General features: G+C 67.0%; 26 protein-coding genes. 7 read left to right on the forward strand and 19 right to left on the reverse strand.

Annotated elements, in window-relative coordinates; all coding sequences use genetic code 11:
* Positions 1–70: 70 nt before the first annotated feature.
* The 4 genes from QH168_RS00175 (at position 71) to QH168_RS00190 (ending at position 3554) form a co-directional block, all read left to right on the forward strand.
* Complete coding sequence (locus QH168_RS00175; RefSeq protein ID WP_280232266.1) at positions 71–1363, forward strand: asparagine synthase-related protein; 1293 nt, start codon at positions 71–73, stop codon at positions 1361–1363.
* A complete protein-coding gene (locus QH168_RS00180; protein ID WP_280232267.1) occupies positions 1360–2121 on the forward strand; it encodes a pyrimidine reductase family protein in 762 nt (253 codons plus the stop codon). Before QH168_RS00175 ends, QH168_RS00180 begins: the two co-directional genes overlap by 4 nt.
* A 180-nt stretch (positions 2122–2301) precedes the next feature.
* The gene (locus QH168_RS00185; protein WP_280232269.1) at positions 2302–3297 is read left to right on the forward strand and encodes a replication initiation protein; all 996 of its coding nucleotides are present in this window, start codon (positions 2302–2304) and stop codon (positions 3295–3297) included.
* Positions 3298–3299: 2 nt separating this feature from the next.
* Positions 3300–3554: a replication protein RepB gene (locus tag QH168_RS00190; protein WP_280232271.1), complete on the forward strand. Its 255-nt coding sequence runs from the start codon at positions 3300–3302 to the stop codon at positions 3552–3554.
* Positions 3555–3784: 230 nt separating this feature from the next.
* Here QH168_RS00190 and QH168_RS00195 read toward each other — a convergent pair whose 3' ends face one another.
* On the reverse strand, positions 3785–4102 hold the full coding sequence (locus tag QH168_RS00195; RefSeq protein WP_280232272.1) for a hypothetical protein: 318 nt from the start codon (positions 4100–4102) through the stop codon (positions 3785–3787).
* Complete coding sequence (locus tag QH168_RS00200) at positions 4099–4665, reverse strand: hypothetical protein (protein ID WP_280232273.1); 567 nt, start codon at positions 4663–4665, stop codon at positions 4099–4101. Before QH168_RS00200 ends, QH168_RS00195 begins: the two co-directional genes overlap by 4 nt.
* A gap of 150 nt (positions 4666–4815) precedes the next feature.
* On the opposite strand from QH168_RS00200, the gene QH168_RS00205 reads away from it, so the two are divergent.
* Both QH168_RS00205 and QH168_RS00210 read left to right on the forward strand, forming a co-directional pair.
* Complete coding sequence (locus QH168_RS00205; protein ID WP_280232275.1) at positions 4816–5025, forward strand: hypothetical protein; 210 nt, start codon at positions 4816–4818, stop codon at positions 5023–5025.
* A gap of 312 nt (positions 5026–5337) precedes the next feature.
* Positions 5338–5667, forward strand: a complete 330-nt coding sequence (locus QH168_RS00210; RefSeq protein WP_280232276.1) for a hypothetical protein — start codon at positions 5338–5340, stop codon at positions 5665–5667.
* Positions 5668–5687: 20 nt separating this feature from the next.
* On the opposite strand, the gene QH168_RS00215 is transcribed toward QH168_RS00210, so the two are convergent.
* The 17 genes from QH168_RS00215 to QH168_RS00295 all read right to left on the reverse strand — a co-directional run bounded on the left by QH168_RS00215 (position 5688) and on the right by QH168_RS00295 (position 19219).
* Complete coding sequence (locus QH168_RS00215) at positions 5688–6419, reverse strand: 2'-5' RNA ligase family protein (protein WP_280232277.1); 732 nt, start codon at positions 6417–6419, stop codon at positions 5688–5690.
* A gap of 212 nt (positions 6420–6631) precedes the next feature.
* Complete coding sequence (locus QH168_RS00220; protein ID WP_280232278.1) at positions 6632–7042, reverse strand: hypothetical protein; 411 nt, start codon at positions 7040–7042, stop codon at positions 6632–6634.
* Positions 7042–7842 carry a ParA family protein gene (locus QH168_RS00225; RefSeq protein ID WP_280232279.1) on the reverse strand — a complete coding sequence of 267 codons (801 nt, stop codon included), beginning with the start codon at positions 7840–7842 and terminating at the stop codon, positions 7042–7044. Before QH168_RS00225 ends, QH168_RS00220 begins: the two co-directional genes overlap by 1 nt.
* 1977 nt (positions 7843–9819) lie before the next feature.
* Complete coding sequence (locus QH168_RS00230; protein WP_280232280.1) at positions 9820–10005, reverse strand: hypothetical protein; 186 nt, start codon at positions 10003–10005, stop codon at positions 9820–9822.
* A 433-nt stretch (positions 10006–10438) separates the two neighbouring features.
* On the reverse strand, positions 10439–10882 hold the full coding sequence (locus tag QH168_RS00235; RefSeq protein WP_280232281.1) for a hypothetical protein: 444 nt from the start codon (positions 10880–10882) through the stop codon (positions 10439–10441).
* 185 nt (positions 10883–11067) lie between these two features.
* Positions 11068–11931, reverse strand: coding sequence for a DUF2637 domain-containing protein (locus tag QH168_RS00240; protein WP_280232282.1), 864 nt, complete (start codon positions 11929–11931; stop codon positions 11068–11070).
* Complete coding sequence (locus QH168_RS00245; protein ID WP_280232283.1) at positions 11928–13328, reverse strand: hypothetical protein; 1401 nt, start codon at positions 13326–13328, stop codon at positions 11928–11930. The genes QH168_RS00240 and QH168_RS00245 overlap by 4 nt, the downstream gene beginning before the upstream one ends.
* A 41-nt stretch (positions 13329–13369) precedes the next feature.
* The gene (locus QH168_RS00250) at positions 13370–14221 is read right to left on the reverse strand and encodes a hypothetical protein (protein WP_280232285.1); all 852 of its coding nucleotides are present in this window, start codon (positions 14219–14221) and stop codon (positions 13370–13372) included.
* 46 nt (positions 14222–14267) lie between these two features.
* Positions 14268–14780, reverse strand: coding sequence for a hypothetical protein (locus tag QH168_RS00255; RefSeq protein WP_280232287.1), 513 nt, complete (start codon positions 14778–14780; stop codon positions 14268–14270).
* Positions 14781–16835 carry a hypothetical protein gene (locus QH168_RS00260; protein ID WP_280232288.1) on the reverse strand — a complete coding sequence of 685 codons (2055 nt, stop codon included), beginning with the start codon at positions 16833–16835 and terminating at the stop codon, positions 14781–14783. It lies immediately after the preceding gene.
* The gene (locus QH168_RS00265; protein ID WP_280232289.1) at positions 16832–17560 is read right to left on the reverse strand and encodes a hypothetical protein; all 729 of its coding nucleotides are present in this window, start codon (positions 17558–17560) and stop codon (positions 16832–16834) included. The genes QH168_RS00260 and QH168_RS00265 overlap by 4 nt, the downstream gene beginning before the upstream one ends.
* Positions 17557–17889 carry a hypothetical protein gene (locus QH168_RS00270; RefSeq protein ID WP_280232290.1) on the reverse strand — a complete coding sequence of 111 codons (333 nt, stop codon included), beginning with the start codon at positions 17887–17889 and terminating at the stop codon, positions 17557–17559. Before QH168_RS00270 ends, QH168_RS00265 begins: the two co-directional genes overlap by 4 nt.
* The gene (locus tag QH168_RS00275; RefSeq protein WP_280232292.1) at positions 17886–18083 is read right to left on the reverse strand and encodes a hypothetical protein; all 198 of its coding nucleotides are present in this window, start codon (positions 18081–18083) and stop codon (positions 17886–17888) included. The genes QH168_RS00270 and QH168_RS00275 overlap by 4 nt, the downstream gene beginning before the upstream one ends.
* The gene (locus QH168_RS00280; RefSeq protein WP_280232294.1) at positions 18080–18325 is read right to left on the reverse strand and encodes a hypothetical protein; all 246 of its coding nucleotides are present in this window, start codon (positions 18323–18325) and stop codon (positions 18080–18082) included. Before QH168_RS00280 ends, QH168_RS00275 begins: the two co-directional genes overlap by 4 nt.
* A gap of 86 nt (positions 18326–18411) precedes the next feature.
* Positions 18412–18801 (reverse strand): RRQRL motif-containing zinc-binding protein, encoded by a 390-nt coding sequence (locus QH168_RS00285; protein WP_280232296.1) that lies wholly within the window; start codon positions 18799–18801, stop codon positions 18412–18414.
* Complete coding sequence (locus QH168_RS00290; RefSeq protein WP_280232297.1) at positions 18798–19025, reverse strand: hypothetical protein; 228 nt, start codon at positions 19023–19025, stop codon at positions 18798–18800. Before QH168_RS00290 ends, QH168_RS00285 begins: the two co-directional genes overlap by 4 nt.
* Before the next feature lie 35 nt (positions 19026–19060).
* Positions 19061–19219: a hypothetical protein gene (locus QH168_RS00295; protein WP_280232298.1), complete on the reverse strand. Its 159-nt coding sequence runs from the start codon at positions 19217–19219 to the stop codon at positions 19061–19063.
* A 113-nt stretch (positions 19220–19332) separates the two neighbouring features.
* On the opposite strand from QH168_RS00295, the gene QH168_RS00300 reads away from it, so the two are divergent.
* A complete protein-coding gene (locus tag QH168_RS00300) occupies positions 19333–20121 on the forward strand; it encodes a GntR family transcriptional regulator (RefSeq protein WP_280232300.1) in 789 nt (262 codons plus the stop codon).
* The last annotated feature ends 67 nt before the right edge of the window (positions 20122–20188 follow it).

A 20188-nucleotide genomic window follows, 5' to 3' on the forward strand; every position in this document is an offset into this window, starting at 1 on the left:
TCCGAGGTGACCGCATGGCCATCACGACCACTCATAATGTGCCGCTCACGCCCGAAGGAGGCTCCGAATCATGACTGCGGTCAACCACCCGCTCGCCGCTCAGACCGGCGAGGCGCTCGAGCAGGTTGCCGACCTGCGCGACATCGCGACACCCGCTCCGGAACGGCGACGACTCGCCGACCCGAGCGCGGCGGCTGCACTCATGAAGACCGAGCTTCTGGAGCGGTTGCAGGCCGTATTTCAGGCCCAGGCCGGCGATCCTGTTGTGCTTCTGAGCGGCGGCGTTGATTCAATCGCTGTCGCTGCGGCGGCCGTGGCGCTCGGAGTTCGGCCACACGCCGTTACGGTCAGCGCGGCCGGCGGTACGGATACGGCGAATGCTGCCGCAGCCGCGGCCGGCCTCGGGTTGACCCATGAGGTCATCGATATTGACGAGCAGGACGTGGTCACACTCGCGCGCGAAGCTATGGCGCGCCTGCGTCTCTCGGAACTCTGGGAGGTTACGTACGCTATCCCGCTAATTGCTGCGGCCGACGCCCTCGACCAGCGGGCCAACGTCGGGCCGATCCTTACCGGCTCGGCTGCGGATGCCATCCTGGCCGGAGGTAAGACGGTGAGCCATCCTCTCGGTTCACCTGAGGCAGTTGACGAGCTGGACCAGATCATCCGGAAAGAGTCGGCCAACAACTTCCGCTACGACCGACTGGTACCGGACTTTCAAGCGCGAGTGATCCCTACCTACGAAACGCGGTTCATTCACGTCTTTCAGACCATGCGCTTCTGGGAGATCGCCGAAACCTTTGCGCCTCCGGCGTTGTTCGGCGAGCGCAAAGGCGAACCGGTCGACAAGCTGTGCCTGCGGATCGCCTGCGAACAACTCCTACCGGAGTCGATCAAATCGCTGGCATGGGCCAAGAAGAGCCCAATCCAACGATCGGCAGGGATCATGGGAACGCTCGCAGCGGGTGCACGGCGAGCAGCTGCGGCACTGCCGGGTGCGCAAACATATACCGACCCGATGACGGAGTCCTTCGAAGCTGTAGCAACACGGCTCTTTCTGGCTCTCCTGCAGCACGAACCCCGCCCCTCACGAGCGCTCAGGCTCAAGCAGACCGGGGACCCGCAGGTAACCGAGTTCGTTGTCCATTACCGTCGGCCCGAGGACCCTACGGAGCTTAAGGACGATTGGAATGAACGCAGGCTCGGTTACTGGCTCGACGCGGCCCGGGGCCGTGGCCTAACTCCAACTGTCGTGGAAGTGTTCGACACCCACCACGTCATCGGCGCAGTTGAAGTCGACGGTCAACAATACGAAATTGGCCACGTCGGGCGTCGCATGGAGTTGCAGGCCCGCCCGCGATGACCGAACCGTTCGCTATGCCGCGGATCGTCCGGGCTCAGGACCTCGCAGATGACGACCTCGTCTCGCTGTACCGGGTTCCTGAGTCCGGGCGGTGGATCCGGGCGAATTTCGTCGCCTCCGTCGACGGTGCGATCGCCACCGACGGCACCAGCAGCGGATTGACCAATCCACTGGATCAACGGGTCCTGAAGCTACTGCGCGAGCTGGCCGATGTTGTACTCGTCGGCGCTTCCACGATTCGCGCCGAGGACTACATCGGCATCCGAGTATCGGAGGCCGGCCGCACTCGGCGGGCAGCAGATGGCATGGCGCCCGTCCCACCAATCGCCGTGGTCAGCGGACGCGCCGACATCGATCCGGAATCTCGGTTGCTGACCAACACCCTGGTACCGCCGATAATCTTCACGACCACCGACGCAGCTTCGGCGGCGAAGCGAAACCTCCGTTCAGCGGGCGCGACGGTGATCGAGCTCGGTAGCGGAAGCATCGAAACCGGTGCGATCGTCGCCGAACTGACCACGCTCGGGTTGCAAAAGGTCGTCTGCGAGGGCGGGCCAACGTTGGCCGGCCAACTCGCGGCCGATCACGTCCTCGACGAACTGTGCCTCACCACGGCGCCCACGGTCATGGGCGGACCTGCTGGAAGGGTCACGCATTCACGCCTCGCAGCTCTCCCCGTCCAATGTCGCCACATCATCTTCGATACCGATGGCGCCCAACTCGCACGATGGATCTCAAATAAGCCCACGCGTAGGTGAGCAACTTCCTCACGTACGCGAGCGCAAAGGGAACAGGAATCATAGTTTAATATGCATATGCGCATTGCTGCATATTTCGATCTAGCAGGGATCAGGCGCTAGAGCCGAGGAGCTACAACTACCTGATTAGGTTGGTCGGCGTGTCGTACTTAATCATCGAGGGTTCGGGGGGCAGACTGCATGACCATGACAGTGGACGCGGACTGGGAGCTCGAGGGCGACGTTTGGACGCTCCCGTTCCCGTTCGAAGAGCACTGGCGCCCACAGCGCCCCCTGGCCGCGAGACGGAAGGCTGGAGGGTACTACCGCACCACGCGTGAACGCGCACTCACGTTGCCGTACCTCGAGAGCAACCCGAAGGCGATGACCTCCCTCGTCATCACCGATCACGACGGCGGCCGGGCCGACGAGATCGCCGCACTCTGCGGACTACCCGTACCCAGCTACATCGCGATGAACCCACACACTCGCGACGGGCACATCGTCTACGCACTCAAGACTCCGGTCATCCTGACCAACCCGGCGCGCCGCGAACCGGTTCACCTGCTCGCTCGCGTCGAGGCCGGCCTGAACAACGTCCTTGCGGGCGATGTGGCCTACGCACACAAATTCACCAAGAACCCCACTCACATCGAGCACATGACCCTCTGGGGTCCCGACTACGCGGTATATGACCTCAAGGACCTATGGCACCCGATCTCCAAGCTCGGCGCGCTGCCAAAGTACTCCACCACCAAAGAACGCCGAAAAGCGCTCGCGAGCAGCGGAACCGGCCGAAACGTGGACCTGTTCGACCTCGTGCGCCAGTGGTCGTACCGTCGCCGCGGCGACTTCGACGACTGGTCGGCATGGCATCAGCTGGTCGATGACCACGCCTGGGATCGCAACATCGACATCATCGGCCCGGCCTACACCAAAGGCCCTATGGACCCGACCGAAGTACGCGCTCTCGCACGCTCCATCTCGGCCTGGACCTGGCGGCGAATCAAACGCACATTCAGCGAGGAACAAGCCCGACGTGGCCGAGCCTCCGCCGCGAAGCTCACCGCCGACCAACGACGGGAGAAGGCCAGTAAGGCTGGTCAAACGATGACAGACGCGCGTCGCGAGGCGAACCGCCAGCGTGCCACGATCTACGATGAGTCCGCGATCATTGCTGCCGCTATGGAGGGATGACGATGGGTGCCAAGAACCCCGTTCGACGGTCTAAGACAGCTCGTGAGCTGGCAGAAGAGTTCGGAGCGAGCCCCCGAACCATCCAGCGGCTGATCGCCGAACCCCGGGAGGACTACGAGTCACGGGCCATCGAGAAGCGCCGGCGGGCGCAGCAGATGCGCCGCGAGGGCGCCTCCTACCGCGAGATCGCCGACGAGCTCGGCATCGGGATCGGATCGGTCGCGGCGCTGCTGCGCACCCCCGTCCCCGCAGCCTAAACGCGCCAGCTATCCGGTGGGCCTGACCGGAGTCGCCCGCCCCCCGCCGGAGCCCCCGATCTTTGCCACAGACGCGTCTGTGTAGGGCAGCCTGGGAAGCGGTGGCAACGCGGATTCCCGGTCTGAGCTGCGGCGATCGGCCACCGCAGGTGGGGCGTCTTAATCGCCCCACCGACCGCCCCACCGAGGGCCCCACGGATCGCCCTACAGAATGACCGTCGGGGTTCGGCTCAGAACGGCGGATCGTCGGGCGGCCACGCGATCTGCAACTGGTCCCGGGTCCACCGCGATTCGACGAGTGTCGGCGGGGGCGGGTTGTCGGTCTCGGCGTAGCGCGGCTGCCAGTCCGGATGGTCGCCGAGCACGTCCCGGTGTTCGAGCAGGTGCAGACGCAGGGCTTCTTTGGCCTCAGCGATCCACAGCCCGGGGTCTGGGTATTCGTGCGGTTCCATCCACGGATAGGCCAGATCCGGGTCACCCGCGGCGATATCGGCGTTGATCACATCGCGCTGGAGCTCGAGGGCGCGCTGGTGCGGGTCGAGGCTCATGCGTCGTCACCGCCGAGTGCGACGCGTGCATGCTCGGCGGCGGCGGACCATCGTTCGTGTGCCGATTGGCGGCTCATCCCGGCGGCCCGCCCGATCGCCTCCCATGAGGCGCCCTGGGCGCGCGCGGCCACGACCGCCTCATTCAGGCGGCGCTGCGCCTCGACGACCTCGGCGGCGGCGTCCTCCACGTCCGCGGTGCCGCGCATCGGTGCGATGTGGGCCTGCCACTCCCGCATCATCAGGTCTTCGTCGTCCTCGGCCGGGCCTGTGATGTACGGGCTGTAGAGCTTGCGTGCCGCCGGATCGTGTTCGGCCGGATCGGTGACCCTGGCCCACAGCTGGCCGTGCCAGCATGAGCGGCCACCGGGGCCGCCGCAGATCGGGCGCCACGCGACGATCTCGTCGGCGGTGCGGGTCTGCCGCTGCTCGTAGGGCAGCAGCACACCGTCCGGAGTGTAGTTCGCGGTCGGCCCACCACCACTCCATCCGCCGCCGTACATGCCATCGGCGAAGACGTGCGCGACGTAGCCCTCGTGTCGTCCGGTCTCGTCCTGTCGTCCCATCGTGTTCTCCCCTTCGATTACTGTCAGGATTTCCTGACAGTCTATCGGTTGTCAGGGTTTCCTGACAGCGTTTCGACCGGGGAAGATGTCGATTCCTGTCCGCCGATAACCGACCCTTACCGGCGGCTAGACGCGATAGAATTCGAAACTATGTTCGATGCTGTTCGTGAGTTTGCCGAGGGCGATCCGGTGGTCTGGTACGCCGACAAGCACAGCCGGCCGCGCTCGCCGGAGGCTCCCGACGCGATCCGCCGCACCGGCATCGTCGGACTCGCGGCCCGCGGACGCGACGGCACCGGACCGATCAGCGCCTACATGGCCCGTGGGGTCCAAGTCCGCCCGGATTCGGCGCTAACGTGATCGGCAACGTCCTGACCGGTAGGTTTCCCGGTGGCCAGCCCATTCCTGCGAAAACCGGCGCTAAGCGGTAACCGCGCATAGGTACCGACTATGTGCGGTAACTCTTATGCCGACCTGGGGAAGCGCCCCTTCCTGGGTGCGACGACTCCAGAAACTATGTGCGGCCAGGCTTACCGCCAGTTCTGACGGACTTGGACCCCACGGGCCTACATCGTCTGGATGCGGAATGGGCTCGGCGAGAAGTACATGTCGACCGTGCTGCCCGACCAGATCTTCTCCGCGCCGCCCGAGGACAGCGCTTAGGCTGCTCGTATGGAGCACGACGACGGGTCCGCGGGCTACATCGATCCGGAGTACGGCCGGTGGGTCGCTCAAGAGCGCGCCCGCAGCCAAGCCCTGGTCGAGCAGTGGCGCCGAGAGGCAGCGATCCACGGGCCGCGCGTGGTGATGAACAAATGCAGCGTGTGCCGCACCGTCATCGGGCCGAGCGAGCAGACCCGAGGCCAGTGGGCATGCTCGCAGGAATGCATCGACCGCTACCAACGCGAGCAGGAAGCCGAGGAGCGCCGAAAGAGCTGGGATTCCTGGATGGTGCACCGGCACGGCTGCGACAGCCGATGGCCGGGCGCGGTCAACCTCTGAACCCGTGGCCGGTTGTGCGTCTACGTGCGACCGAGTAGTCCTGAGGTGATCCCGTTCCAGGGTGGTGTGGGCCCCCTTCCGGCGTTGCGCTGCCGGAATCGTGTGTGGTCGACGGGGATCTCGAGATCGTCCCACAGCGGACCGAGGCCGGCGGTCGGGTCGGGCCAGGTGTCATGGTCGATGACCACGACTTTGCGCACATCCTGAGGGGGAATGCGCAGATCGGCCGGCAGCGGCACCGGCCCGGTGGGGGTGTCGACGTCGGCGACGCCGTGCGCCAGCGTGATGTGCGGCGTCCAATCGTCCTCGGCTCCGTGCACGGTGGCGCTCAACCCGTACACACCGAGCAGCTCGGCGACCGCCGTCGCGGCGAGCTGCGTCAACTCGGGTGTGCGTTCGATCTGGAGCTGGACGCCGTGCGCGGAGGCGACCACACCGGTGGCGGTGAGGGTGGCCGGCGGGAACTCTTCGAGCGCGGACCACAACCCTGAAGCGGCGCGGTGCGCCAGCGCTGTGGGGAACCGGCTGGTGTCACGGGTCGGGATGTCCACCCACGCCAGGGTCAGGTGCTGCTCCCAGGCCGGCACCACGATCTCGCGCCATCCCGGATACCAGTCATCGAGCGGGCTCGACGACCCGGTCCGCAACGGGCCGTCCACGATCTGCGCGGCAAGAGAATCGAACTCCGACCGGATCCAAACGTGCGGCCGCGAACCGTCCGGCGACCACTTCTTATGACCGAAATTGCGCACCCGTCCCCCCTCCGTCTGTGGCTGCCTCATGTGGGCAGCGGCTTCGACTGCGATCGTACGTACCGGGTCTTCTGCGAGAGTCGAATTCATTCGGCGTGCGCAGGTAGGGGTTCCGATCCTGCTGACCAGAAGTAAGTAACCACTTACTTCCACACCCCCACGATTCATCCATACCCGCCCATACACACCCACATTCGGAGTATGGGCGGGTACTACTCGGGTACGGACGGCAGAGCAGCCAGGCGAGCAGCCAGCTCCGCAGCGCGTTGCCGGGCCAACTCCTGCACCACGGCATCCGCTTGGCCGGCGCCGGCCAGCATCAGTGCGGATAGAGCTACGTGCCGGGGCGTGCCGTCGCCGAGTACCTGCACGATCTGATCGGCGGCGCGGTCGAGCGCAGCCGCGGCCTTCTCGGTGACGTAGAACGACGCGCGGCGCATTCCCTTGGGGTCCGGTCGGGTGCCCTTACCTGCCCCTACACGGCCCTTACCCGTCCTTACCTGTGTATGGGCAGGTGTGGACGATGGGTCGGGCGGGATGGACATGTCGATGCGTGACCGCAGCACTTCGTCCGGATCGGTGCCGCTGAGGTCCGGCGCGGGGAGTGGCTCGCGGGGATTCATCACACCACCGCCTTCGCCAGCTCGGGATCCAGCCGGTCCGCGAGCTCGCGGAAACCGTTGGCGGTCTCGCTGGCCGGCGCATGCGCGATCACCGTGGTGCGCAACCGCCACGCCTCGCGTACCTCCTTGAGATCCTTGAACACCGCCAGCACACCCAACGGGTGGTTCTGGAACGCTTCCAGCGTTGAGGTGGCGATACGCCCCTTGCGGCCGTCGTAGAGATTGACGACCAGGCCCGCGATATCGAGCTCGATGCTCAGCGCCTGCTGCAGGGTCGTGATCTGACGAAGGAACAACCGCAGGGCCTTGATGCTGGAATCCTCGGCCTGCACCGGGATCACGATCCTGCCCTGGACCGGATCGCCAGCCGGGCGACGACGAGTGGCCACCAGTGCGTTGTCGTTGAGCGCACCCAGCGACGGCGGGCAATCGATCACGATGTCGTCGAAGATCCCGACCAGCGCCTCGAGGAACCGGCTCAACAGGTACTCCCGCCCGGACCGCCCGTACATCTGCGGCTCCAGCAGGAACATGTCGTCGGAAGTCGGCATCACGAACAGACCGCCGTCAACCTGCTGCACCAGATCGGCGAGCTCACCACTCCACTGCCCCAGCAGGGCACGAGCCAGGGTGGCGCCCTCGGCCGGCTTCGCGCCGATCGCTTCCGTGAGATGTCCCTGTGGGTCCCAATCGAGAGCCAGGACACGACGTCCCCGTTCCCTCAGGACCGCAGCCAAATTGATGGTGTCGACAGTCTTGCCGACACCGCCCTTCTGGTTGGCAATTGCATAGATGCGCACAGCAGGACCGTACTGGGTGACACGCCCATACCCGAGGTGCACACGCTGATTACGTGTGTGTGGGCCATGTATGGACACACCTACTTGCCCATACACACTCCGAACTAGAGGCGCTGGACCATGACCCGGCGCTGCCTGCGGCGTAGCTGCGGCCGGCCGTAAGTGACCATCAGCGCGACTCGGACACGAACAGGTGCCCATCGTGCGATGGCTCGGGCTTGGCCTGGCTGGATCTCGTCCATATGTCCGATTCGATGTCCGTCGACATACGGATGTCCCGAGATCGGGACATGACTCGAACCCGCGACAGCCAGGCACGGGACCTGCTATCCGCCGGTCGAGTCGTCACCGTGACCACGCTGTCCACCTGTCCGCGGCGAAGTGCTGTCCGCCGGTCCGGTTGTCACGGTGTCCATGCCGCCCGGCTCGGTTGTCCACCCACCTGTCCTTCAGGTGGCCAGCTGTCCATGGCGGCACTCGCCCGTGAACCCTGTGGCCGATCGGCAGCATGATGCCGTGTCCCGGCAAGAATCGAACCTGCGGGGGAGCCTGTCCGCCGGTCGGGTTGCTGTCGGTGTCCACGTTGTCCACCTGTCCGGGCCCTGAAGTCGCGGTAGACCTGCTGTCCGCCACCGTTGTCCACGTCGCTGTCCGGACGGTCGGGTTGTCACCGTGTCCACCCTGTCCACCTGTCCGGGCTCTGATATCCGGTAGCGCTGCTGTCCGCCGGTCGGGTGGTCATCGTGTCCACGCTGTCCACCCGTCCGGGTCCTGGTGTCCGGTAGCCCGGTTGTCCGCCGGTCGGGTTGTCCACGTGTCCACGCTGTCCACCTGTCCGGGCTGTGGAGTTGCGGTAGACCAACCGAGCGTGTTGGTCCGCGCCCTGGCTCTCTGGGAGCGCCTGCCCCTCCGGCGAGGAGCCGGGTCCGGGGCGGTGCCCCGTGCGCGGCCGGAGGTCGCGAGGCTCTACCGGAGTGGAGCGCGTGTTTGTCGTGGTGGGGGTGTCTCTCCGGTCGGCCTGGGGCGTCTCGATCACGCGGGCGCCGGGCGTCAAGGGTGGCGCAGCCATCGCGTAGCGACGCCGTAGGCGCCCTTGATGTTCGGTGTCCGTGTGATAGCCCCAGATCAGGCCGAGCGGTGAGGCGCCCCCACCACGGCGGACCGTGCGGAACGCAGGCGCGAGCTTGTCTCGCGGACGACAGCGTTCACGCTGTCGCACCACCCACGAAACCGGAACACGCCCCAGCTCACCGCAACTCAGCTACCTAGCCGCGAATCTGTAGACCGCAGCCTCCGCGCACGACGTCACCACTGCAAGCGGCGCCGCAGGCGTCGGACCGTCTCCCAACGCAACCAACTGCCCAACGCACCGATTACATGCCAACGCAACCAGAGTCTTTTCTTTTCTCTTTTCCACTCTCTTCAGATACCTCCCCTTACCCAACCACCCACCCAACTGCCCCTCCCACCCACCTGAATGGAGATCAAATGCGCACGCAGTGGGTATTTGATCTCCATTCAGGTGGGTGGGAGGGGCCCACCGGCAAAAACCCAGGTCAGGGGAGGTATCTGAAGAGAGTGGACCCCACGAAGTGATCATGAAACGAAATCCGGCCAACTCGCCGACCGTTTCTTGATCAACACCCCGAACAGCAAGCCTCGGACCTGGGGTGATCTTGATCCGGTCCGGCCGAGCGATCCGCCGGCCGAACCACCGTGCCTCGAGGTGCCGAACGGGCCCGGGGCCCGCTCCCTCAGCGGTCAGATTGTGGGTCGCCGGCCCGACTGCCTCAAGGGCGCTGCGCGTCGCCTCCGGCGATGGCCTGGCGGCCACCCTTGACCCAGCCGACCCGCCGCCCGGCTTCGCTGATGGAGGGAGCGGGCAAAGAACGGGCTACAGGCAGAGGCGACCGAACCACCCAGCGCGCACACGAATACCGAGGGCCGAGGAAAGGGGGCCGAAGCCCCCTCGTCGGATTAGTCGTAGTGGCCGGCGGGGTCGTAGTGCTCGAGGGCCCAGTCGTTGTGGAGGGCGATGTCGTAGTGGTGCCGGCACTTCGGGCGGTGGACCGTGCGGCCGCCGAACTCGAAGCTGTAGAGGTCGGTGGCGGTGTCGGCGCATCCGCGGATCGAGCAGGTGTAGTGAACGTCGGGGTGCATCATGGCGGGGCTCCTTCTCGGGCGGGGCGGTCGATCTGGGCTCGCCCGTACCTCGCTGTCGGGGTGCGGAAAAGGGTGGCCGTCAGGCCATCGCGTCAGCGACGCGACGAAGGAGCGCCCTTTGCAGTGCCCCGGCAGTGAGGTAAGCCTTCGGCAGATCGTCCGTCCCGGCCGAGAAGGAGAACTGGTGAGCGCCGGCCCTGTCACGCCCGATCGCGGAAAGTGCGCCGACACCGCCACCGACCGGATGCAACGATCACGGCCGAACCCGCGACCGGGCGCAACCACAGCCAGACGACCACGCCGGGACTCGAGATCACGGAACCCGGCTGCGGGAGGTCGGTCCGGTAGGGCACCCGACGCGCCCAGCACTGCCCGGGAACACGAAAGTGCCCCCGACCCAAACGGGCCGAGGGCACTCGAATCGAGCCAGAGGCTACGCCGGACGGCGGTACTCCTTCAGGTCATAGACGCGGCCGGCGCCCTTCTCGTTCGGGCCGACGAACATCAGCCCGTCCAGGTATCCGCCGATCTCGATACCACCCACCCGGGCCCGACGCAGACCCGCACGCAACGCGGTCTGCACGTCACGGTCGAGGTAGACCGACCGCAGCCCGTCGTCCTCGTCGTCGTCCTGCAGATCGGTCTGCACGATCACGATGCTGTCGAGCACCGGCCGCCCGGACTCGGCCACGGCCGGTTTCCGATTCACCCAGAACAACGGCTCGCCGGTCTCGCGGTGGCGGCGCTGACGGCGCAGCACCGAGATGATCTCGCCCGAGATCTCGGTGCCGGCCTCCACGTCGCGGCCGAAAGCCGAACGGGCCGAACCGCCCATGAGGTCGGCGTTGATGGCGTCCAGGTCGGTCATGATGGTCATTTCGGAACTCCTTCGAATATCCGTGTGGTGAGGGATTGAGCGGGGCAGGCACACCGCCTGCCCCTCGGGGCCTGCTGGGAGGGTGGTGGAGGCTCGCGGGTCAAGAGGGTCACTCACGCCAGTGACGCCATCGGCGCTCTTGACGCGGGAGAAACCACCCGTACGCCCCCTCACCACCCGGTTCGTCATCCGTTGACCACCTCCCCACCAACCGCCACCAACTGCGGACGCTGCTGCGGCTGCGGCGTTTCGGTCACGGTCTCGGTCACCTCGACCTGCAAATACCGGCGCACCGTGCGCGTGGACACCTCCAACCGCTCGGCGATCACATCCACCGGCACGTCTTGTTCGGCCAGCTTCTGCGCCTCCAACACCCGCGCCGGATCCCGCTGCGTCACCGGCTTGCGTCGCGCGGTCTGCTTCGCCGCGGTCTCCAACTCCCGCAACGGCTCCACCTCGACCTGCGGGGCTCCCTGCTCGAGGTCGAGCCGGTCGGTCCGTTCCACCGAGATCCGCACCGGTTCGGCCGGCACTTCGACATCGGTGTCGACCGGCCCGGCCTGCTCGACCTCGGGCGCCTGGTCGACATCGTCGGCGCCCTGCTGCTGCTCGCTGTCGGTGTGGAGGCCGCCGAGGATCGTCACGCCGTGCGTGGCGACCAGCAGCAGGATCGGTGGCACGACCGCGACCGCGGCGACCTGCCACCACGTCAGCGCGGCGCCGGCGGTCTGCGAATGCAGCACGTTCGCACCGATCGACACGATCACCCCACCGGCGAGCACCCACTGGAACCAGCGCCGCGCCGACCGGGCCTCCTCACCCTTACGCCCCGCCAGCGCGAGCACAGCGGCGGTGGCCTGGAAGATGGTCCCGTCCACCGTGACCGGCCAAATCCACGCCAACCAGGCCGGGATGTGCGCCATCTTCGCAAGTTCGAACAACGCGAACGCGCTCAGCGCGAACGAACCGACCACGATCGCGCCCGCGCACCACCGCGACAGCTTCAGCGTCTGCGCCCGCGCCTTCGCGACCGGGTTCGCCGTGCTCATCGGTCGAAATCCATCTCAGGCGGCTCCGGAACACTGGGCGGCTCCGGAGGCAACGGAATGTCATCCGGAACGCTCGGCGCTGCCGGGGCACTGGGCTGGTTCGACATCTGCGGAGCCTCCGGCGCTGTCGGTGCGCCCTTGCCGCGGCGGGTGATCTTCGACGCCGCTGCCGCGCCGCGCACCGCACCATTGACTGCACCGTTGACTGCCGCGCCGGCGGTTGCGCCGACCATCTCCCGCTCCGGCGTCGACGCCATCGCCGGCGCTTTCCGAGCCCGCGACCCCGACCGCGCGCCACGCTTGACCGAACTCTTCACGCCAGGATCGGTCGGAACCTCCGGCGTCGACGGCGCGGCCGGGGCCGACGGTGTCGACGTCTTACGACCCCGGCCCACCGAGGACTTCGCCGCAGGCGCGGGCTGTTCCGGAGCGGCCGGAGTCTCCGGCGCCTTCGGGGACTTCGCCGACTTCGGGGGCTGGACCTGCTGCTGGAGCTGGTCACGCTCACCACGCACCCGCTGAAGCTCGGCGTGCATGTCGGTGAGCTCCCTGCCTCGCTGGGCGACCTGCTCGGCCATCGACCGGTACTCCCGCTGCGAATCCAGGAACCGGGCCCCGAGGTCGTCGACCTTGGCCTGCAACTGATCCCGCTCGGAGATGAGCTTGTGCTGCCGCTCGTGATCGGCGGCGAGCTGACGCTGCAACTGCTCGATCCGAGCCAGATCCGGCGGCGTCGTGGCCTGCTGCCGGGTCCAGTACGCATTCACCGGCTGCTGCTGCAACACCAGCTCGGGCCGCTTGTTCCGCCGATCCCGGTAGCGGTCGAGCTGACGCTCCATACCCAGCTTGACCCGCGACATCCGCGCCGCCAGCCGCTCTTTCACCGCCGAGATCCCCGTCGACGGATTCTTGCTCCAAACCGGCCGGATCTTCGCCTTCGGGTCGTCGGTGTAGTGCGCGGTCGTCAACGCCATCACCGCCTGGCCGCGCTCGGCCTCGCTCAGGTGCGGAGCCCCCGCGATCGTCTGCTCGATCTGCTCACGATCACGAGCCAGCCGCCACTGCTGCTCCACCCACTTCTCCGGCGTGCTGGCCGGGTGCCGGCGGACACTGATGCTGCCGCCGCGATGCATCCGGATCTGGCGCTCGATCTCACCGCGCACCAGCTCCCGCTCCCGCAACCTGCGGGCCTCGGTGGCTTTCATGTCCTCGCGGAAGGCCTGGAGCGCGGCCTTCTGATCGCGTTTGAACGCCATCCGCGCTTCGGTCGCCACCTTGCGCGGCATCTTCTTCGCGCCCGGATTCCGGGCCTGCCACGCCGCCACCACCGCAGCGGCCGACCGGCCCAAACGCGCGATATCGCGGGTCATCTCGTCTTCGACGCTCAGATCAGACATAACGGTTTCTCCTTCGTGTGATCAATCGGGGGATCGGGGAATCAGTCGGCGAAGCTGATGTAGGTCTCGGCCTGCACGCGCTGCCGGTAGCTCTCCCACTCGTTCTCCGGCCAGTCGTGCGGGCGGGCCATGAAACGACCCCCGCAACCCGCGCACCGGTACTCGGCGGTGTCGGGGTCCACACGGAACGCGTCAGCGTCGCAATGGATGCACGTCCGCGAATCCCACGACCAGTGATTGGGGTCGTCCTCGTCGGTGACCTCGACGGCAGCCGCTCCGGGAGACCGCCACTCATCGCGCGAGCAGATAACGCCCATGTACGCGGCGTCCGCGATGGCGCGGTCCAGTTCCGACAAGCTGTTGCGCCAGTTGCTACGGCGGCAGAACTCCTCTTTCAGCGCCCCGAGGTGCGATACCCACATCTCGATTACCGAGCGCTCCGGTCCGTAGTGCTCATGCGACACAGGTACGGCGTCGCGGATCTGCCGCAGTTGAGCTTTCGCGTGGGTGATCTCGCTGACCAGAGCTTTCATCGTCAACGACCGCAGATCCGCCGTGTCCCCGGACAGCAGATCGGGGTTGTATCCGCTGATAGCGGCCTGATACGCGTTGTGCGACGGGAAGTATTCGGGGAAGTCGATCTCGCCCGCCTCTGCCTTCCGCAGCATGCGCAACTCGTCCTGCTCGGCCTCAGACAACGAATCAACCACTTCCATCGACTCGGGGAAGGTCGACCGCAGGGCGGTAGACCGTGCTTCCGAGGCCGCCAGAAGCTCGCGAGTTCGGCGGCGCGTCTTGGCGTCGACCACATAGGCCGCGGCAAAGACCACCGCCATCACGGCGGCGTCGGCAGCAACGGCGACGATGGCGGTCTGGATGAGATTGCGGTTCATGATGGTTTCCTTCCGAAATTGGTGTTACTGAACGGGTTTGCTGAGGTCAGGACTGTTCGGCGGTGCGGGCGCGGCGGACCGGGGCGCTCGCGGCGTTGCCGACGATGCGGCCGGCCTTCACCGTGGCCCCGGCCACCGCGACGGCGGCGACGGCGATCCAGCGGGCCATCGTGGTTCCGGCGCGCATGAGCAGGGCGGCGCTGTCGCGGGGTCCGGGGCGTCCGGCGGCGGTCCACCACCCGAACGCGGCGAACGCGATGCCGTAAGCGATGAGCGGGCCGGTCAACGGGATATCGAGCGGTCCGGGCCCGATCAGTACGACACCGACGACGGCGGTTCCGGCGAGGCCGGGTGCCCAGATCCGCAGCCGGTCCCGGCCGGTCTGCACCCGCTCCAGGGTCGGGTTCACCCAGGTCTCGGCCTTGTTGGTCGGGGTGATCGCCTGGGAGCGTTCGATTTTCTCGACGTTCTTGGTGAAGGTCTTGTCGGCCGACAGGTCGGCGTCGAGCTTGGCCAGGACCCACTGGTCCTCGCGGCTCTCGTTGGGATCGATGCTCATTTACGCTGCGCCTTTCGTGAGGTCGACCGATTCGGCCGGGATGGTGGATTTCGCGAGCCCCGGAAGAGGCCGCAGGGTCGTGGAATTCAGCTCGGAGACGTGGCCGAACTTGGCCTGGCCGCTCCGGACGTGGACGATGTCGCCGGGCCCGAAATCGGCCATCACGGCCGGGCCGACGATGAAGGAGTCCTCGATCTGCACGTTGCCCTCGTCGCCCAACTTGCCGCCGCCGATGACCTTGCGGGAGATGGCGGACTTGCGGCGGGTGCCGATCTTCTCGGCCAAAGCGCCGGCCGAATTCGACCGCATCGCGAAGATGCCGCCGGAGCAGGAATCCACGAGGCGGTGGCGCTGGTCGTCGTCGGCACCGAGGCCCATCCAGGACTGGCTGAACCAGCCCGAGCCGATACCGGCCGACCGCAGCAGCTCCACGATGCGGGCCGCACCGGAATTGCCGCAGACCTGCGCGAACTCGTCGCAGAACAGCTGGATGCAACGCCCGTGGTCGGTGCCGGCCAACGCCTGGAGCATCGCCACCAGCGCACCGAACTGCGCCTGGGCGACCAAGGGGGCGGTGATGCCTTCCAGGCAGCAGTACACGACGTCGAAATCGGTGAGCAGCGCATCGCCGTCGAACGCCGACCCGAGCTCGCGAGCGAGGTTGAGCATCGCGGTCCGCTCACCATCGAGCACCGGGTTCTTCTGGCTCGCGGTCACGGCGTTGATCGCGGCCAGCTCGTCGGCGTAGCCCGCCCACCGGCGTTCCAGCTCGGCCTTGTTCATCCGCGCGAGGTACTCGAAGAACGTGCGCGGCGGCGCTTCGCCGTCTTCCAGGTCGTTGTCGGGGTCCGGGGCGTCGACCACCAGGTGTATGACGGCCTTGCGCATCTGGAGGTAGTAGGCCTCGGCCGGGTCGACGTTGTCGGTCGACATCCCAGCACCCACCAGGCCCTCGATGCGGGTGGAGATCTCCGGGGCCTCGCCCTGCCACAGACTCAGCTCGACATCATCGGGCCAGTTCGCGATCCGGTCCTCAGGGATCCCGATCGCCATCGCCGAGGCCTTGACCTTGCCGAAGGTCTTGCGGGCGTCGCGGGCACCCTTGACGTCGATGATGATCGCCAGCGGGCGACCGGGCCGGTCGTTGCGCCACCACTGCCCATGCATCCGCCACGCCGTCGCCCAAAACGCGATGATCGCGCGGATCATCATCGTCGTCTTACCCGAACCCGGATTACCGACCGCGACGAAATGTTCGCGCATCGCCAGCCACGGCACCGTGAACAGCGACTCGTTGTGACCCCGCATCCGGCCCAGCACGCTGCGGGCCGGGGCCGTCGACGACGTGGTCGCCGCGCGGCCGATCACCGGCTGCGGCGAGACCGTGCCAGCGCACAGCGGCAACGCCGTCGCCGACAACCGTGTCGCTGCCGCCATCTCCCGGCGACGCCGCGCCCACAGCATCCGCTCGGTCCGCGTCGGGGACTTGAGCCCCCGAGTTTCGAGCTGGTCGTTGAACTTCGCCAGCGCCAGCGACGCCACCGCCCACCCAGCCGGGACAGTCGCGATCGCCGCCGTTGCCGCACCCTGCGGAGCCGCACCGGTCACGATCTCGTTGACCGCCTGAAACACCTGCGACTGCGGGCCGTTCCAACCCTCCAACAGCGCCGCCGAACCCGGCAGCACGCACGCCGACCCGATCGCGAAGTTGCGCAACCGAACCGGGGTCCATGCCCACCACCAGGATGCGGCGAGCGCGCCAGCCGCGACCGCGGCCACCGAACCGCCGAACACCCCGGCCACCGACAGCGCGTCCAAGACGCCCTCGCCGGTGATCGTCGTCGGGTCCGGCAAGTGCAGATCATCCAGCCACGACAGCGGACCGGAATCTGCGCCCGGGATCGGCGGAGCTTCCGGCGTCACCTCCGGCACACCCTCGGCCTGCGTGGTCGTGGTGACCGGCACCTGAACGCTCGACGGGTAGACCACTTCGCATTCGGCGCGGAAGTCGATCATCTGGCAATCCGCCGGCGGGGCGGTGTGAAAGTCGTTCATGCTGCACCTCCAACAGCAGCCAGACCGCCTCCGGTCTGATCGTTGTTCTTCACGTTCAGGAGCCCGTCGAGCGGGCGGACAACGAATTCGGGATCACCCGCGACCGGGCGCAGCGTCTTCTGCGCGGTGGTCTGCACGCGGGTGCGGACCTCGTCGGTCGCGCAGTAGTAGATGAGGGAATCCGCGCCGGCCTTTTTCGCCTCCGCGTACGCGGCCGACACGGTGTCGCGGATATCGGCGCTGCCCTTGCGAGTCAGCTCGATCTCGATCGCGTGCAGACGGCCCAGGTCGTCGGTCCAATGCCCGTCATGCAGATGCGCCCGCGGCTCACTCGACCCGAACGGCGTCTTCCGGTTGGCCTCACGGCGCAGGATCCGCTCCGAACTCCAGGAGTCCTCGCCGATCTCGCGGCCCGCCAACGCGATCCGCGCCCGCGCCGTCAACGTCACGTGACGGGCATCCTTCGGGCCCGGCACCCACCGCTGCACCGTGAATCCGAGCAAGCTGGACGCAGCTGCGGCGGTCGGAACCACCCACATCGGGCCCGGGACCGGCCGCATCGGGTCATCGCTGACCAGACCGGCATCGCGCCAGCGTCCGACGACGCGGTAAGCGTTGGTCTCGCTGGTCCCGAGCAGCTCGGCCACCACATTCATCGGCGCGCCGTACATCTCGGCCAACCACTGCACCGCCCACATATCGCGGGGTCCGATACGCACACTCATCGGTCGAACCCCTCCCAGACGCCGTGATCGATCCGGGGCGCGGTGATCGTCAACTCGCTGACGTTGTTGATCACGCGAAGCTGCGGCTTCTCCCCCGCCGGGGTCCTGGTCGGGGCGGCGTGGCAGGCGCGAGGACGGCCGATGCGGTCGATCGACGCCGCCGGGGTCAACCGCTCCATCGTCGGGGCGTTGACATGCAGCGACTCCCGGTCCAGGGCGTCATCGAGCTGACGACGCAAATCCGACAACTCGCGGTCGCGGTCGGCCAAGGCCTTCCGCAGCCGGGCCACCTCCGCCCCGGCCGATTCCTTCCTGTGCCAGATGCTCATCGGTCGAACCCCTCCCACTCGGGCAGGCTCGGCGTGGTGGCCTTGTTGGCCCACGACTTGAGCACGCTGCGCGAATCGGGGAAATGGACCTGGTGCTGTCCGCGATGTCCCTGCTGCCGGTCGCAGCGCCACGGAATCCCGTTGTCATGGACCTTGCTCCGACACACAGCGGGCTTGGCCTTGTTGGTGCTCATCGGTCGAACGCTCCTTCCATCAGGTCGTCTACGTCGGGGCCGTCGGAGATCTCCGACCACGAGAGGTATTGCGGGTGCAGGGTTTTCACCGGCTGCCGCGAACCGATCCACTGACCGGGGCGGGCGCCCGGGGTCCGGACCGTCTGCTGCGGTGCGGCATCGACTCGGATCACCCGGTCGGTCTCGCCGCGCCGGCGGGCCGCCTCGGCCAGATGCGGGATCTCGGTGATCGGAGTCGGCACGACACCGTGCTGAGCCTGCGGCGATTTCGGCGCAGCGGAACGGCGATCCACACGCGGTGGTGTGTGCCTCCGGCGGATGCTGCGGGTCATCGCTCGAACCCGTCCCACACCGGCTCATCGCTGATGTCCGGCCGCTCCAGCTCCGGGGTCGGGTCCACGCCGTGGCGGCGCATCGCCAGCTCCTGCCGGGCACGAGTCGCGCGAGCGAGCGCTGCCAACTGGGCTGGCGAAGCCTGACGCTTCGGCGCGGCACCCTCGACCCGATACAGGTACGCGGCCAGCGGTTCCCGGCCCCGGCGCGGGCGGACCGTCTGCGCGGCGATCTCCTGACCGTTCGGGCGCAGGTTCATCTCGCGCAGCTGCCGCCGGGTCGCCAAACCCTGCGGGGCGGTGCCCCAGTAGTAGGTCGGGACGCCGTAGCGGGAACCGTCCGGATCGGGAAGATCGCGGGTCCGCACATCCTTCGGGCCGATCACTGACCCACCCCCGCCTGCTGCACCGTCGGCGCCGGACGCTCCACATGCACGCAATCGGTGCGGGCCGTCTCGTGCGCGCGGCAGATGTTCGGCGACGGCACATACGACTGCTGATCAATCCACGCCGCCGTGCATCCGGCCATCGCGACCAGCAGGCCGATAGCCAGCACGACCAACCGCACACCCGGCGGCAGCGCCTGCAACCCGCGGCTCATCGCTCGCATCGCCGCGTCATCCGTCCTCGCAACCGGGCCGAGCATCAGCGCATCACCCGCCGACGCCGAGTCGAGCCGGTCAACCACCGCACGCCGACGAACACGGCAGCGGCGAAAAACAGGGTTCCGATCACGAACTGCGGCGCGCTGAACAGCGCAAACAGTCCAAACAAGAGCGCGATCGGGACGATGCTGGATCTCACCTGAAACCACCTCCCAGATGTTTGTTAATGAACAAACGGTATGAGAGGATTGTTCATGAACAAACCGAGAGAGTCAACAGTTGTTCATCAACAAACTTTGAAGAGGGGATCTGATGCCACCTCGCACGATCTGGCGCGATATCGCCGATGACCTGCGACGACGTGTCGCTGAGGGCGAATGGATGCCGGGCGACCGACTGCCTCCAGTTCGCGAACTGATGGCGCATTACGACACGCCGACACAAGGAGCTCTGGTCCGAGCGATCTCGACCCTTGTAAGCGAAGGCGTGCTGATCACGGACCCGAAGGCGCCACGGCGCGGGGTCCGGGTACGTGCTCGCGAAGAGCTATTCCGTCGCGGCACTGCGCGCTACAGCCGCACCCCAGACGGCCTGGCGCCGAATATGAGGGAAGCGGCAGCAGGCGGCTGGCATGACGAAGTGACCGCGGAACGGTGGCGGGAAAACGCATCGAAAGACGTTGCCGACCGGCTGCAAATCTCCCTCGGCGATCCGGTCTCCGTGGCAAGGTACCTGTGGATGGTCGACGGAAAGCCGATCCAGGTCGGCACCCAATACGAGCCCCTGGCTGTCACCGCCGGCACTCCCATCGAGGAACCCGTGGACGGAACGCGCGGCAACCCAGGCGTGATCGCAAGATTCGACGAGATCGGGATTCATGTCGACCGGGTGGAAGAGCAGACCCGCGCGGTGATGCCATCCCCGGACGAGGCCGAGATCTTGGAGCTCGAACCAGGCGTACCGATCCTCCGGATTGTCCGAACGCACTGGGCTGGAAACCTTGCCGTCGAAACGGCGAACATTGCAATCCGAGGTGACCGCATGGCCATCACGACCACTCATAATGTGCCGCTCACGCCCGAAGGAGGCTCCGAATCATGACTGCGGTCAACCACCCGCTCGCCGCTCAGACCGGCGAGGCGCTCGAGCAGGTTGCCGACCTGCGCGA

The sequence above is a fragment of the Nocardia cyriacigeorgica genome (assembly GCF_029868385.1).
Classification (GTDB): Bacteria; Actinomycetota; Actinomycetes; order Mycobacteriales; family Mycobacteriaceae; genus Nocardia; species Nocardia cyriacigeorgica_F.

Bases quoted from the DNA above. Each gene is read 5' to 3' on its own strand.
- QH168_RS00175 (WP_280232266.1), top strand. From the start codon at position 71: ATGACTGCGGTCAACCACCCGCTCGCCGCTCAGACCGGCGAGGCGCTC.
- QH168_RS00180 (WP_280232267.1), top strand. From the start codon at position 1,360: ATGACCGAACCGTTCGCTATGCCGCGGATCGTCCGGGCTCAGGACCTC.
- QH168_RS00185 (WP_280232269.1), top strand. From the start codon at position 2,302: ATGACCATGACAGTGGACGCGGACTGGGAGCTCGAGGGCGACGTTTGG.
- QH168_RS00190 (WP_280232271.1), top strand. From the start codon at position 3,300: ATGGGTGCCAAGAACCCCGTTCGACGGTCTAAGACAGCTCGTGAGCTG.
- QH168_RS00195 (WP_280232272.1), bottom strand. From the start codon at position 4,102: ATGAGCCTCGACCCGCACCAGCGCGCCCTCGAGCTCCAGCGCGATGTG.
- QH168_RS00200 (WP_280232273.1), bottom strand. From the start codon at position 4,665: ATGGGACGACAGGACGAGACCGGACGACACGAGGGCTACGTCGCGCAC.
- QH168_RS00205 (WP_280232275.1), top strand. From the start codon at position 4,816: ATGTTCGATGCTGTTCGTGAGTTTGCCGAGGGCGATCCGGTGGTCTGG.
- QH168_RS00210 (WP_280232276.1), top strand. From the start codon at position 5,338: ATGGAGCACGACGACGGGTCCGCGGGCTACATCGATCCGGAGTACGGC.
- QH168_RS00220 (WP_280232278.1), bottom strand. From the start codon at position 7,042: ATGAATCCCCGCGAGCCACTCCCCGCGCCGGACCTCAGCGGCACCGAT.
- QH168_RS00230 (WP_280232280.1), bottom strand. From the start codon at position 10,005: ATGATGCACCCCGACGTTCACTACACCTGCTCGATCCGCGGATGCGCC.
- QH168_RS00235 (WP_280232281.1), bottom strand. From the start codon at position 10,882: ATGACCATCATGACCGACCTGGACGCCATCAACGCCGACCTCATGGGC.
- QH168_RS00240 (WP_280232282.1), bottom strand. From the start codon at position 11,931: ATGAGCACGGCGAACCCGGTCGCGAAGGCGCGGGCGCAGACGCTGAAG.
- QH168_RS00245 (WP_280232283.1), bottom strand. From the start codon at position 13,328: ATGTCTGATCTGAGCGTCGAAGACGAGATGACCCGCGATATCGCGCGT.
- QH168_RS00250 (WP_280232285.1), bottom strand. From the start codon at position 14,221: ATGAACCGCAATCTCATCCAGACCGCCATCGTCGCCGTTGCTGCCGAC.
- QH168_RS00255 (WP_280232287.1), bottom strand. From the start codon at position 14,780: ATGAGCATCGATCCCAACGAGAGCCGCGAGGACCAGTGGGTCCTGGCC.
- QH168_RS00260 (WP_280232288.1), bottom strand. From the start codon at position 16,835: ATGAACGACTTTCACACCGCCCCGCCGGCGGATTGCCAGATGATCGAC.
- QH168_RS00265 (WP_280232289.1), bottom strand. From the start codon at position 17,560: ATGAGTGTGCGTATCGGACCCCGCGATATGTGGGCGGTGCAGTGGTTG.
- QH168_RS00270 (WP_280232290.1), bottom strand. From the start codon at position 17,889: ATGAGCATCTGGCACAGGAAGGAATCGGCCGGGGCGGAGGTGGCCCGG.
- QH168_RS00275 (WP_280232292.1), bottom strand. From the start codon at position 18,083: ATGAGCACCAACAAGGCCAAGCCCGCTGTGTGTCGGAGCAAGGTCCAT.
- QH168_RS00290 (WP_280232297.1), bottom strand. From the start codon at position 19,025: ATGCGAGCGATGAGCCGCGGGTTGCAGGCGCTGCCGCCGGGTGTGCGG.
- QH168_RS00300 (WP_280232300.1), top strand. From the start codon at position 19,333: ATGCCACCTCGCACGATCTGGCGCGATATCGCCGATGACCTGCGACGA.